Origin of the sequence: Enterobacter cloacae complex sp. SYL003, assembly GCF_049236925.1 — a bacterium.
Lineage (GTDB): Bacteria > Pseudomonadota > Gammaproteobacteria > Enterobacterales > Enterobacteriaceae > Enterobacter > Enterobacter intestinihominis.
The window spans coordinates 1-12,898 of sequence record NZ_JBMKJK010000005.1 but is presented as its reverse complement, the minus strand read 5'-3'; the positions used below and the strand labels follow the sequence as shown (position 1 = coordinate 12,898).

Below are 12,898 nucleotides of genomic sequence, written 5' to 3'. Positions count from 1 at the left end.
AAAAATCAGGTCGCTATAAATAGCAGATGCTTTTCCGTATGGCAATTATCTAAACGTAACACTTGACAACCCTGTGAGGAAAAGCGTATTTGCGCACGCGGCCAGAACACTTATTAGTCAATCGTCTAATCCCTTATAGGACAATGGGAAGAGAGGATCTCAGAGTCATATTATCGGCAGAAAGTTCCGCTTTATAAGCGAAAATCTCTACCCCCTGCTTTTGTGCCTCATTCAACAATTGCGCGTATTTAGGATCAATATGACGGGCCGGGGAAAACCGTTCAATGGCTGAATGCAGAACCGCAAACAGCAACACGGCGCGCTTGCCCGCCGCCGCTACACTCATTAGCTCCCGCAGATGCTTCTGGCCACGTAGCGTTACCGCATCCGGAAAGAAGCCGTTTTCCTCTTCCGCTAACGTCACTGATTTCACTTCAATATAGCACTCAGGGCGGTCTTCCGCCTGTAACATAAAATCAATTCTGCTGCCTTCATCGCCATATTTCACTTCGCTTTTTTGCGTGCCGTAACCCACCAGTTCAGGAAGGATTCCATTTGTCAGGGCTTCCTTAACCAGCTGATTTGCGCGCAGGGTATTAACGCAAATAAATGCCCCGCTTTGCGTCTCGGTCATTTCCCAGGTATGAGGATATTTGCGTTTAGTATTTTCTGATGTGGAATACCAGACCGTGTCACCCGGCGTGGCGCAACCGGTCATGGCGCCGGTGTTAGGACAATGCAGCGTGAGCGTTTCGCCCTCAGGCGTGATCACGTCAGCGAGAAAGCGTTTGTAACGCAGGATCAGCGTGGCGGGCTGGAGTGCAGGGCTAAACTTCATCAGGATTCCTTAACGTGTCGCCCAGCGACCAGCGCTGGAGCGGAGTGTAGCGGGTGCGTCCTTGTACAAAGGCAGATTCGTACAGCGCAAATTCATTCACCTGAAAAGACCAGTGAAAGCCCGGTGGCGGGATGGCAACAGCCTGACCCGCATCGCGCAGCAGGGTAATGTGGGGATGAAACGGCTGCGGGCTCTGATAACAGCCGCTGCGCGCGGCCTGTGCCCGCAGCATGTTGGCGAGCTGGAGCAGTCCGCGAGGGGGCTGCCGCGTCCCCAGCCAGACCACCCGAGAGCGCAGCCATTGCCCGGCATCGTCAAGATGCAGCGTAAAACCCGGCTGAGAAATGCGTCCGGCCATTGCGCTTAACGCACGCTGCTTTTCTGCGCTCACCTCGCCAAGAAAAGCTAACGTCAGGTGCATATTGGCGGCGACGACAGGGCGGCCCGCTTTCGCGGGGAAGTGGCTGGCGCGCCAGCGAACAATTTGCCGTTGAAGCGTGGTGGGTAATTCAATGGCGAAGAATAGCCGTTTTGACTCAGACATGCGCAAGACTCGGTAATGATATGCGCCGATGCTACAATGTACGCCGATTAATGTTAACCCTCTGGAGCCGTAAGTGTCCTCTTTGCCCGTCGCCGTCGTCCTTCCTGAGCTACTCGCAGCCTTAGAACATGCGCCACAGGTTTTGCTCAGCGCGCCCACCGGAGCGGGTAAATCCACCTGGCTGCCCCTGCAAATTCTGCGCGAGGGGAGCATCAGCGGGAAAATTATCCTGCTGGAACCGCGCAGGCTGGCGGCGCGCAATGTGGCGCAGCGCCTGGCGGAACTGCTGAATGAAAAACCGGGCGAGACGGTAGGGTACCGGATGCGCGCCGAAACCTGCATTGGCCCGTCTACGCGGCTGGAGGTGGTCACTGAAGGCATTCTTACCCGTATGCTGCAAAACGATCCGGAGCTGAGCGGCGTCGGGCTGGTGATCCTTGATGAATTTCACGAGCGCAGCCTCCAGGCCGATCTGGCCCTTGCGCTGCTGCTCGACGTTCAGCAGGGGCTGCGCGACGACCTTCGGCTGCTGATTATGTCGGCGACGCTGGATAACGAGCGGCTCCGGCAGACGCTCCCTGACGCGCCGATGATCTCCTCTGAAGGGCGTGCGTTCCCGGTCGAGCGCCGCTATCAGCCGCTGCCTGGCCATCAGCGTTTTGACGAAGCCGTTGCCATCGCCACCGCCGAATTGCTCCGTCAGGAACCCGGCTCGCTGCTGCTTTTTTTACCCGGCCTAGGCGAAATCCAGCGCGTACAGGAGCAACTGGCATCCAGAGTGAGCAGTGACGTTATGCTGTGCCCGCTCTACGGCGCGCTGCATTTGGCTGACCAGCGCAAGGCGATCCTTCCCGCACCGGCGGGGCAGCGCAAAGTGGTACTGGCGACCAATATCGCCGAAACCAGTTTGACCATCGAAGGCATTCGCCTGGTGGTGGACAGTACGCAGGAGAGGGTGGCCAGTTTTGATCCGCGTACCGGGCTGACCAGGCTACTGACGCAGCGCATCAGCCAGGCCTCAATGGTGCAGCGCGCAGGCCGAGCAGGGCGTCTTGAGCCGGGTATTTGCCTGCATTTAACCAGCGCCGAGCAGGCGGAGCGTGCGGCATTGCAGAGTACGCCTGAGATTTTACAAAGCGATCTCTCCGGGCTGGTAATGGATCTGATGCAGTGGGGCTGCCCGGACCCTGACCAGCTCACCTGGCTTAATCCTCCGCCTGTTGTGAACCTTTCCGCCGCGCGCAGCCTGCTGACCCAGCTTGGCGCGCTGGAAGGCGAGCGACTGACGGCGCGCGGCCAGAAAATGGCGGCGCTGGGCAACGATCCGCGTCTGGCAGCGATGCTGGTGGCAGCACAAGGCGACGATGAAATTGCCACGGCGGCAAAACTGGCGGCTATTCTTGAGGAGCCGCCGCGCGGTGGCAGCAGCGATCTGGGACAGGCCTTTTCACGCCAGCAGGGAAACTGGCAACAGCGCGCGCAGCAGTTGTGTCACCGCCTGAAGAGCCGGGGAGGATCGCCTGACAGCGATAAAGTTATCCCTCTTCTGGCCCAGGCCTTCCCGGACAGGATCGCGCGCCGTCGCGGGCTGGATGGTCGTTATCAACTGGCAAATGGGATGGGCGCGATGCTGGACAGCGATGATGCTCTGACGCGTCATGAATGGCTGATCGCGCCGCTCTTACTCCAGGGCAGTCACTCCCCGGATGCGCGCATCTTGCAGGCGGTTGCCGTAGATATTGACGCCCTGACGCGTGCCTGCCCGCAGCTGCTTCAGCAATCTGACATTGTCGAATGGGATGATGCCCAGGGCACGCTGAAGGCGTTCCGTCGTAGCCAGATTGGCAAACTGACGCTCGGGACAAAACCGCTGGCGAAGCCGTCGGAGGAAGAGTTACACCAGGCGATGCTGAACGGCATTCGGGAAAAAGGGCTGAGCGTATTGAACTGGACGCCTGAGGCTGAACAATATCGTATACGTCTGCACTGCGCCGCGAAGTGGCTGCCGGAACAGGGGTGGCCAGCGGTGGATGATGAGACGCTGCTCGCGACGCTTGAACAGTGGTTGTTGCCGCAGATGAGCGGCGTACACTCCCTGCGCGCCCTTAAGGCGCTTGATGTTAAGGCAGCGTTACAGAATTTACTGGACTGGTCGTTACGTCAACGTCTGGATAGTGAACTGCCTGGGCATTACACTGTGCCAACCGGGAGCCGGATTGCCATTCGTTATCATGAGGATAATCCGCCAGCGCTGGCGGTTCGGATGCAGGAGATGTTTGGTGAGGCCACCACGCCGTCCATCGCTGAAGGGCGCGTGCCGTTAGTGCTTGAGCTGCTTTCGCCTGCGCATCGTCCCTTGCAGATCACCCGCGATCTGAGGGCGTTCTGGGCGGGGAGCTATCGTGAAGTGCAGAAAGAGATGAAGGGGCGATATCCCAAACACGTCTGGCCGGACGATCCGGCGAATACCGCGCCGACACGGCGCACGAAGAAATATTCGTAATGGGGGAGTGCGGCCTGAAAGGGAAAGTGCGGCCTGATGCCCTCACCCCGGCCCTCTCCCACAGGGAGAGGGAGAAAACACTAAAGACTTTCCTGTCAGGAAAGTCTTGCTGTTTATTTTGAGAGATTTCTTCTTTCACTGACCTGTGCAAGATAAGAAAATCTGGCCTTTGCGCCTGAATGTTGCGGAGAAAAAGCATGGCGGGGAATGACCGCGAGCCAATAGGACGTAAGGGAAAGCCGACGCGTCCGGCGAAAGAAAAGGTAAGCCGTCGTCGCCTCAGAGATGAGGAGTATGACGATGACTATGAAGACGATTATGAGGATGAAGAACCGATGCCGCGTAAAGGGAAAGGCAAAGGGCGTAAGCCTCGTGGTAAGCGCGGCTGGTTCTGGCTGCTGCTGAAGCTGTTTATTGTTTTTGTTGTCCTGATCGCGATTTACGGCGTTTATCTGGATCAGAAGATCCGCAGCCGTATCGACGGGAAAGTCTGGCAATTGCCTGCGGCAGTGTACGGCCGCATGGTGAACCTTGAGCCGGACATGTCCATCAGCAAGAATGAGATGGTGAAGCTGCTGCAAGCCACGCAGTATCGTCAGGTCACGAAAATGACCCGTCCGGGTGAATTTACCGTCCAGGCGAAAAGCATTGAGATGATCCGCCGTCCGTTCGACTTCCCGGACAGTAAAGAAGGGCAGGTGCGCGCGCGTCTGACCTTTGACGGCGATCGCCTGGAAACCATTGAGAACATGGATAACGATCGCCAGTTCGGTTTCTTCCGTCTCGATCCACGTCTCATCACCATGCTGTCGTCCGCAAACGGCGAACAGCGCCTGTTCGTGGCGCGTAACGGCTTCCCGGATCTGCTGGTGGATACCCTGCTGGCAACCGAAGACCGCCACTTCTACGAGCACGACGGGATTAGCCTCTACTCCATTGGTCGTGCGGTACTGGCGAACCTGACCGCGGGGCGTACGGTGCAGGGGGCGAGTACCCTGACCCAGCAGCTGGTGAAAAACCTGTTCCTCTCCAGCGAGCGCTCTTACTGGCGTAAAGCCAACGAAGCGTACATGGCCGTGCTGATGGATGCGCGCTACAGCAAGGATCGTATTCTTGAGCTGTACATGAACGAGGTGTACCTCGGTCAGAGCGGCGATAACGAGATCCGCGGCTTCCCGCTGGCGAGCCTGTACTACTTTGGCCGTCCGGTAGAAGAGCTGAGCCTTGACCAGCAGGCGCTGCTGGTGGGCATGGTAAAAGGCGCGTCGATCTACAACCCGTGGCGTAACCCGAAACTGGCGCTGGAGCGTCGTAACCTGGTGCTGCGTCTGCTGCAACAACAGCAGGTGATTGACCAGGAGCTGTACGACATGCTGAGCGCGCGTCCGCTGGGCGTTCAGCCGCGCGGTGGGGTGATCTCTCCGCAGCCTGCCTTTATGCAGATGGTACGTCAGGAGTTGCAGTCTAAGCTCGGAGATAAAGTGAAAGATCTCTCCGGGGTGAAGATCTTCACCACCTTTGACTCCGTGGCGCAGGATGCGGCAGAAAAAGCGGCGGTTGAAGGTATTCCGGTTCTGAAGAAGCAGCGTAAGCTGAGCGATCTGGAAACCGCGATGGTGGTAGTTGATCGCAACACCGGCGAAGTTCGCGCCATGGTGGGCGGCGCCGAGCCGCAGTATGCGGGCTATAACCGCGCGATGCAGGCGCGTCGTTCGATTGGTTCTCTGGCAAAACCGGCAACCTACCTGACCGCGCTGAGCCAGCCGAATCTCTATCGACTGAACACCTGGATTGCCGATGCGCCAATCTCCCTGCGCCAGCCTAACGGCCAGGTGTGGTCTCCGCAGAACGATGATAAGCAGTTCAGCGGTCAGGTGATGCTGGTGGATGCGTTAACCCGTTCCATGAACGTGCCAACGGTTAACCTCGGCATGGCGCTGGGCCTCCCCGCCATCACCGACACCTGGCAGAAGCTGGGCGTACCGAAAGATCAGCTGCACCCTGTGCCAGCGATGATCCTGGGGGCGCTTAACCTGACGCCAATCGAAGTGGCCCAGGCGTTCCAGACCATCGCCAGCGGCGGTAACCGTGCTCCGCTCTCCGCCCTGCGTTCGGTGATTGCCGAAGATGGCTCCGTGCTGTATCAGAGCTTCCCGCAGGCTGAGCGCGCTGTTCCGGCGCAGGCGGCCTATATGACGCTGTGGACCATGCAGCAGGTGGTCCAGCGCGGTACCGGGCGTCAGCTGGGGGCGAAGTATCCTGGTCTGCATCTGGCGGGTAAAACCGGGACTACCAACAACAACGTCGATACCTGGTTCGCCGGTATTGATGGCCGTGAAGTAGTGATCACCTGGGTGGGCCGCGATAACAACCAGCCGACCAAACTGTATGGTGCGAGCGGCGCGATGTCGATTTACCAGCGTTATCTGGCAAATCAGTCTCCGGTGCCGCTGAACCTCGTTGCCCCGGAAGATATCGTCGATATGGGCGTGGACAGCTCGGGTAACTTCATTTGCGGCGGTGGCGTGCGTACGCTGCCGGTCTGGACGACCAACCCGGATGCGCTGTGCCAGCAAAGCCAGCCAGAAGAACCGACAGGTAACCCGTTCGATCAGTCTTCTCAGCCTCAGCAGCCGCAGCAGCAACAGCCGCAGCAGCAGAACGAGAAGAAAGACAGCGACGGCGTCGCCGGCTGGATCAAGGATATGTTCGGCGGCAACTAGCCCTTATGACACCCCCTTCCCTGGAAGGGGGTATTTTTTCACCTCAGCAACTCATTTCCTTAACCCTGTTTTCAATCCTTATTAACGACCCGTTTTCCGTTGATTATTTCTTAAACCCTCAATTCTTGTAGGGCCGCATATCGCTTGCTATGCCGTCAGCGTTTCGCATATTATTCTGCGGTCATAATAATAATTCTCGTTTACGTTATCATTCACCTTTTTCATCAGAGATCCATCATGGCGCTTTCCAATACTGCTCAGCCAATTAACACGTCGCTGCGTAAAATCGCAGCCGTCGTAGCCACAGCGGTTGCCGGCATGTCTGCTTATGCACAGGCCGCTGAAACCCCCAAGAAAGAAGAAACCATCACCGTGACTGCCGCACCGGCTGCACAGGAAAGTGCCTGGGGTCCTGCACCGACGATTGCGGCAAAACGCACTGCAACGGCGACGAAAACCGATACACCCATTGAGAAAACCCCGCAGTCTATTTCTGTTGTGACTCGTGAAGAGATGGACATGAAACAGCCGGGGACGGTTAAACAGGCCCTGGCCTACACCCCAAGCGTTTTCGCAACGCGCGGCGCCTCAACAACTTACGATGTGGTTTCGATTCGTGGTTTCACGACCTCCAGCACCGTGAATACCAACCAGTATCTGGATGGTATGAAGTTGCAGGGAGACAACTACTCTGAAGCGTCCATGGACCCGTACTTCCTTGAGCGCGTAGAGCTGCTGCGTGGCCCGACGTCTGTACTGTATGGCAAAAGCCATCCGGGCGGCGTAGTGAGTATGGTCAGCAAGCGTCCAACCACGGAACCGTTGAAAGAAATTCAGTTCAAAATGGGGACGGATAACCTCTGGCAGACGGGGTTTGATTTCAGCGACGTGATTGACGATGACGGCGTGTGGTCCTACCGTCTGACCGGTCTGGGACGTAGTGAGAACGCGCAGCAGGAAATGGTGAAATCTACTCGTTACGCGATTGCGCCGTCTTTCAGCTGGCGTCCTGATGATAAAACCGATTTCACCTTCCTGAGCAACTTCCAGAGCGATCCGGATGCGGGTTACTACGGCTGGCTGCCACGTGAAGGTACCGTTGTGCCTTACTATGATGCTAACGGAAAAGCGCACAAACTGCCGACCGACTTCAACGAAGGTGATGAAGACAATAAGATCTCCCGTCGTCAGAAAATGGTGGGTTACAGCTTCGCGCATGAATTCAACGACACCTTCACCGTGCGTCAGAACCTGCGTTATACCAAAATCAACACGCTGTACCGTTCAGTTTACGGTAACGGCTATATCGCCCCGGCCCAGATCAGCCGTGCCTACGTGCGCTCAGATGAAGACCTCAACTCGTTCACGGTTGATACACAGCTCCAGTCGAAATTCGCGACCGGCGCCTTTGACCATACCCTGCTGACGGGTGTGGATTACCTTCGTATGCGAAATGACATTGATGCTGACTACGGCACCGCCGATCCGATCAGCATGAACAATCCTCAGCACGGCAATGCGAACGTCAATGTGAACTTCCCGTATGCCATGCTCAATCGTCAGGAGCAGACCGGGCTCTATGCGCAGGATCAGGCTGAATGGGATAAGTGGGTACTCACCCTGGGTGGCCGCTATGACTTTGCGAAAACGTCTGCCTTTAACCGTAATAACGGAACCACCGCGGAAATTAACGATCAGGCATTTACCTGGCGCGGGGGGATTAACTACCTGTTCGACAACGGGATTACACCATACTTCAGCTACAGTGAATCCTTTGAACCGCTCTCTGGCACCACCCAGGGCGGCAAACCGTTCGATCCGGCGCGCGGCAAGCAGTATGAAGCGGGCGTGAAGTATGTTCCAAAAGATCTGCCTGTTGTGGTGACGGCAGCGGTATACCAGCTGACCAAGAACAATAACCTGACCGCCGATCCGGCGAACCCGACCAGCGGCTTTAGCGTGCAGGGCGGTGAAATTCGCTCCCGAGGCTTTGAGCTGGAAGCGAAAGCGGCGGTGTCGGCTAACGTGAACGTGACGGCGGCCTACAGCTACACTGATGCACAATACACCCACGATACCTGGTATGAAGGTCGTCGTCCGGCAGAAGTACCGCGCAACATGGCATCACTGTGGGCGGATTACACCTTCCACGAGACGGCGCTAAGCGGCCTGACCGTTGGTGCGGGTGCTCGCTACATCGGTAACACGGTGACGTACTACTCCTCAGCGTCGCCTAAAGCCTATGAGTCCTTTAACGTCGCGGGTTATGCCCTGGCGGATGCGACCGTGAAATACGATCTGGCGCGCTTCGGTCTGCCGGGCTCTTCCGTCGGCGTCAACGTGAACAACATTTTTGATCGTGAATACGTCTCCAGCTGCTACAGCGAGTATGCATGCTACTGGGGAGCAGGACGCCAGGTTGTTGCCACGGCGACCTTCCGCTTCTAACCTCTTTATGGGCACGGTTCGCCGTGCCCTTTTTATTTAAGTTGGCTGACATGCAGGATACTAAAACGCAATCCGACTCCACCTTCACGCTCAACAATCTCTCCTTTCGCGTTCCCGGGCGCACCTTGCTGCATCCGCTCTCTTTGACGTTTCCCGCAGGTAAAGTGACCGGTTTAATCGGGCACAATGGTTCCGGTAAATCGACGCTGCTGAAGATGCTGGGCCGTCATCAGCCGCCGTCCGAGGGCGACATTCTGCTGGATGACCAGCCGCTGGCGAGCTGGAGCAGTAAGGCCTTTGCCCGCAAGGTGGCCTATCTGCCGCAGCAGTTGCCGCAGGCGGAGGGGATGACGGTGCGCGAGCTGGTGGCGATTGGACGTTATCCGTGGCACGGTGCGCTCGGGCGTTTTGGCGTCGCTGACAGAGAAAAAGTGGAAGAGGCTATCGCGCTGGTTGGGTTAAAACCGCTGGCGCACCGTCTGGTGGATAGCCTGTCCGGTGGCGAGCGTCAGCGCGCATGGATCGCGATGCTGGTAGCGCAGGACAGCCGCTGCCTGCTGCTCGACGAACCCACTTCAGCGCTGGATATTGCTCATCAGGTTGACGTCCTGGCGCTGGTGCATCGCTTAAGCCAGCAGCGCGGCCTGACTGTGATTGCCGTTCTGCATGATATCAACATGGCGGCACGCTACTGCGACTATCTGGTAGCGCTGCGCGGCGGTGAAATGATCGCTCAGGGTACGCCTGCCGAACTGATGCGCAGCGAAACGCTGGAACATATCTACGGTATTCCTATGGGCATTCTGCCTCACCCGGCCGGGGCTGCACCCGTGAGCTTTGTCTACTGATGCTGGATCCAACATTAATTAGCCGCCGTCGCCTGCTGACGGCCATGGCACTCTCACCGCTGCTGTTAAAGATGGGCCCGGCCCGCGCTGCCGCAGTCGATCCGCACCGCATCGTGGCGCTGGAGTGGTTGCCCGTCGAACTGATGATGGCGCTGGGCGTGACGCCTTACGGCGTGGCCGATATTCCCAACTACACCCTGTGGGTGAATGAGCCAAAACTGCCGGACTCCGTCATCGACATCGGTCTGCGTACGGAGCCGAACCTCGAGCTTCTCACCCAGATGAAACCGTCTTATTTATTCTGGTCTGCGGGGTATGGCCCGTCGGAAGAGACCATGGCGAAGATTGCGCCCGGACGGGGCTTTTCCTTTAGCGACGGTAAAAAGCCGCTGACCATGGCAAAAAATTCCATCCACGAGATGGCGCAGTTCCTCAACCGTGAGGCTGAGGCGAAAAAACATCTCAATGAATTTGATGCGCTGATTGATTCCCTTAAGCCGCGCTTTGCCCACCGTGGCGATCGGCCTTTGCTGATGGTGACCCTGCTGGATGCCCGCCATATGCTGGTCTTTGGAAATAACTGTCTGTTCCAGGAAGTACTCGACAGCTTTGGCATTCGCAATGCCTGGGAAGGCGAGATGACGTTCTGGGGCAGTACCGCCGTGGGGATTGACCGTCTGGCGGCGTTTCGTGATGTGGACGTGCTGTGCTTTGACCACGGCAATGAGCGCGAAATGCAAACCCTGATGGCGACTCCGCTCTGGCAGGCAATGCCGTTCGTCCGCGAGCAGCGCTTCCTGCGCGCGCCAGCGGTATGGTTCTACGGCGCGACGCTGTCGGCCATGCATTTTGCCCGCGTGCTGGACAATGCACTGGGAGGCAAGGCATGAGCACGCGTATGGCCCGTTTCCCGATGTTACTGTTAGCGCTCATTTTTCTGGCTGCCCTGGCATTAACCGGCTTTAACCTGACCACGGCATTACCGCGCGATCAGTGGGCAGCCGCGTTTGCCGCACCGGATATCGACAATATTCAGCAAATGCTGTTCCACTACAGCCTGCTGCCGCGTCTGGCTATCTCCCTGCTGGTCGGGGCGGGACTGGGACTGGTGGGCGTACTGTTTCAGCAGGTGCTACGTAACCCGCTGGCGGAGCCAACCACGCTGGGCGTGGCGACGGGGGCTCAGCTGGGGATCACCATCACCACGCTCTGGACCCTGCCGGGAGCGTTAACCTCGCAGTTTGCCGCGCTGGCAGGCGCATGCGTGGTCGGTGCGCTGGTCTTTGGCGTAGCCTGGGGAAAACGTCTCTCACCGGTCACGCTGATCCTCGCGGGGCTGGTCGTCAGCCTCTACTGTGGGGCGATCAACCAGCTGCTGGTGCTGTTTCACCACGATCAGCTGCAAAGCATGTTTATGTGGAGTACCGGCACGCTCACCCAGACCGACTGGAGTATCGTCCAGCGCCTGTGGCCGCAGCTGTTCGGCGGCGTGGTGCTGACGCTGCTGCTGCTGCGTCCGCTCACGCTGATGGGCCTCGATGACGGCGTGGCGCGCAATCTCGGGCTGGCGCTGTCGCTGGCCCGTCTGGCGGCCCTGACCCTGGCGATTGTGCTGAGCGCGTTACTGGTTAACGCCGTCGGCATCATCGGTTTTATCGGCCTGTTTGCGCCATTGCTGGCAAAAATGCTCGGCGCGCGCCGTCTGCTGGCGCGTCTGATGCTGGCGCCGCTGATTGGTGCGCTGATCCTCTGGCTTTCCGATCAGCTCATTCTCTGGCTGGCGCGCGTCTGGATGGAAGTTTCCACGGGCTCGGTGACGGCCCTGATCGGCGCGCCGCTGCTGCTGTGGCTGCTGCCGCGCCTGCGCAGCATTAGCGCTCCGGCGATGGATGCCGGCGATAAAGTGCATGCCGAGCGTCAGTCGGTGGTGTGGTTCAGCCTTGCCGGGCTGGCAGTGCTGGTTATCGCCTCGTTTGCCGCACTCTCGCTGGGACGCGACGCCACGGGCTGGCACTGGGCAACGGGGGATTTGCTGCATGAACTCATGCAGTGGCGCTGGCCGCGGATTTTCTCCGCGCTGATTGCGGGCGTCATGCTGGCGGTGGCGGGCTGTATTATCCAGCGTCTCACCGGCAACCCGATGGCAAGCCCGGAAGTATTAGGGATCAGCTCCGGGGCCGCGTTTGGCGTAGTGTTGATGTTGTTCCTCGTACCGGGAAATGCGTTCGGCTGGCTGATGCCTGCCGGGAGTATCGGTGCGGCAGTCACGCTGATGATTATCCTGATCGCCTCCGGGCGAGGTGGTTTCTCACCTCACCGCATGCTGCTGGCCGGGATGGCGCTCAGCACCGCGTTTACTATGCTGCTGATGATGTTGCAGGCGAGCGGCGATCCGCGCATGGCGCAGATCCTGACATGGATTTCCGGTTCAACATACAACGCCACCGGCAGTCAGGTGGTGCATACCGGGATTGTGATGATCGTGCTGCTGGCGATTGTGCCGCTGTGCCGCCGCTGGATGACCATTCTGCCGCTGGGTGGGGATACCGCCCGCGCGGTCGGGGTGGCGCTGACGCCAACGCGCATTGCGCTGTTGCTGCTGGCCGCGTGCCTGACGGCGACGGCCACCATGACTATCGGCCCGCTCAGTTTTGTCGGATTAATGGCGCCGCATATCGCCCGTATGATGGGTTTCCGCAGGACTTTGCCGCATATCGTGATCTCTGCGCTGACGGGCGGGGCGATCCTGGTCTTTGCTGACTGGTGCGGAAGGATGGTGCTGTTCCCGTATCAGATCCCGGCGGGCCTCCTGTCGACCTTTATCGGCGCGCCTTACTTTATTTATCTGTTGAGAAAGCAGAGTCGGTAATAAAAGTAAACGGCAATCCTTAGATTGCCGTTTTAGTGTTTGCTCCCTCTCCCTGTGGGCTGAGGGATCCCCAGTAATTTTTTTATGCAGAAGCAATAAAGTTGCTTTCTAAATGACTGAGGGCT

8 protein-coding genes are annotated in these 12,898 nt (G+C 58.2%); 6 read left to right on the top strand and 2 right to left on the bottom strand.

The features are described 5' to 3' along the window. Nucleotides 1–133: 133 nt before the first annotated feature. The gene (gene sfsA / locus ACOT1A_RS07860; protein WP_171936351.1) at nucleotides 134–838 is read right to left on the bottom strand and encodes a DNA/RNA nuclease SfsA; all 705 of its coding nucleotides are present in this window, start codon (nucleotides 836–838) and stop codon (nucleotides 134–136) included. Next, complete coding sequence (thpR, locus tag ACOT1A_RS07855; RefSeq protein ID WP_023299354.1) at nucleotides 828–1,382, bottom strand: RNA 2',3'-cyclic phosphodiesterase; 555 nt, start codon at nucleotides 1,380–1,382, stop codon at nucleotides 828–830. The genes sfsA and thpR overlap by 11 nt, the downstream gene beginning before the upstream one ends. Before the next feature lie 73 nt (nucleotides 1,383–1,455). On the opposite strand from thpR, the gene hrpB reads away from it, so the two are divergent. The 6 genes from hrpB to fhuB all read left to right on the top strand — a co-directional run bounded on the left by hrpB (nucleotide 1,456) and on the right by fhuB (nucleotide 12,773). Beyond that, the gene (gene hrpB / locus ACOT1A_RS07850) at nucleotides 1,456–3,885 is read left to right on the top strand and encodes an ATP-dependent helicase HrpB (RefSeq protein WP_276170085.1); all 2,430 of its coding nucleotides are present in this window, start codon (nucleotides 1,456–1,458) and stop codon (nucleotides 3,883–3,885) included. A gap of 197 nt (nucleotides 3,886–4,082) precedes the next feature. Next, complete coding sequence (mrcB, locus tag ACOT1A_RS07845; RefSeq protein ID WP_058645852.1) at nucleotides 4,083–6,608, top strand: bifunctional glycosyl transferase/transpeptidase; 2,526 nt, start codon at nucleotides 4,083–4,085, stop codon at nucleotides 6,606–6,608. 237 nt (nucleotides 6,609–6,845) lie between these two features. Beyond that, nucleotides 6,846–9,056 (top strand): ferrichrome porin FhuA, encoded by a 2,211-nt coding sequence (gene fhuA / locus ACOT1A_RS07840; RefSeq protein ID WP_276170086.1) that lies wholly within the window; start codon nucleotides 6,846–6,848, stop codon nucleotides 9,054–9,056. 50 nt (nucleotides 9,057–9,106) lie between these two features. Continuing rightward, nucleotides 9,107–9,904 carry a Fe3+-hydroxamate ABC transporter ATP-binding protein FhuC gene (gene fhuC, locus ACOT1A_RS07835; protein WP_022647093.1) on the top strand — a complete coding sequence of 266 codons (798 nt, stop codon included), beginning with the start codon at nucleotides 9,107–9,109 and terminating at the stop codon, nucleotides 9,902–9,904. Next, the gene (gene fhuD, locus ACOT1A_RS07830) at nucleotides 9,904–10,794 is read left to right on the top strand and encodes a Fe(3+)-hydroxamate ABC transporter substrate-binding protein FhuD (RefSeq protein ID WP_023299359.1); all 891 of its coding nucleotides are present in this window, start codon (nucleotides 9,904–9,906) and stop codon (nucleotides 10,792–10,794) included. Before fhuC ends, fhuD begins: the two co-directional genes overlap by 1 nt. After that, nucleotides 10,791–12,773 (top strand): Fe(3+)-hydroxamate ABC transporter permease FhuB, encoded by a 1,983-nt coding sequence (fhuB, locus tag ACOT1A_RS07825; protein ID WP_032625558.1) that lies wholly within the window; start codon nucleotides 10,791–10,793, stop codon nucleotides 12,771–12,773. The genes fhuD and fhuB overlap by 4 nt, the downstream gene beginning before the upstream one ends. The last annotated feature ends 125 nt before the right edge of the window (nucleotides 12,774–12,898 follow it).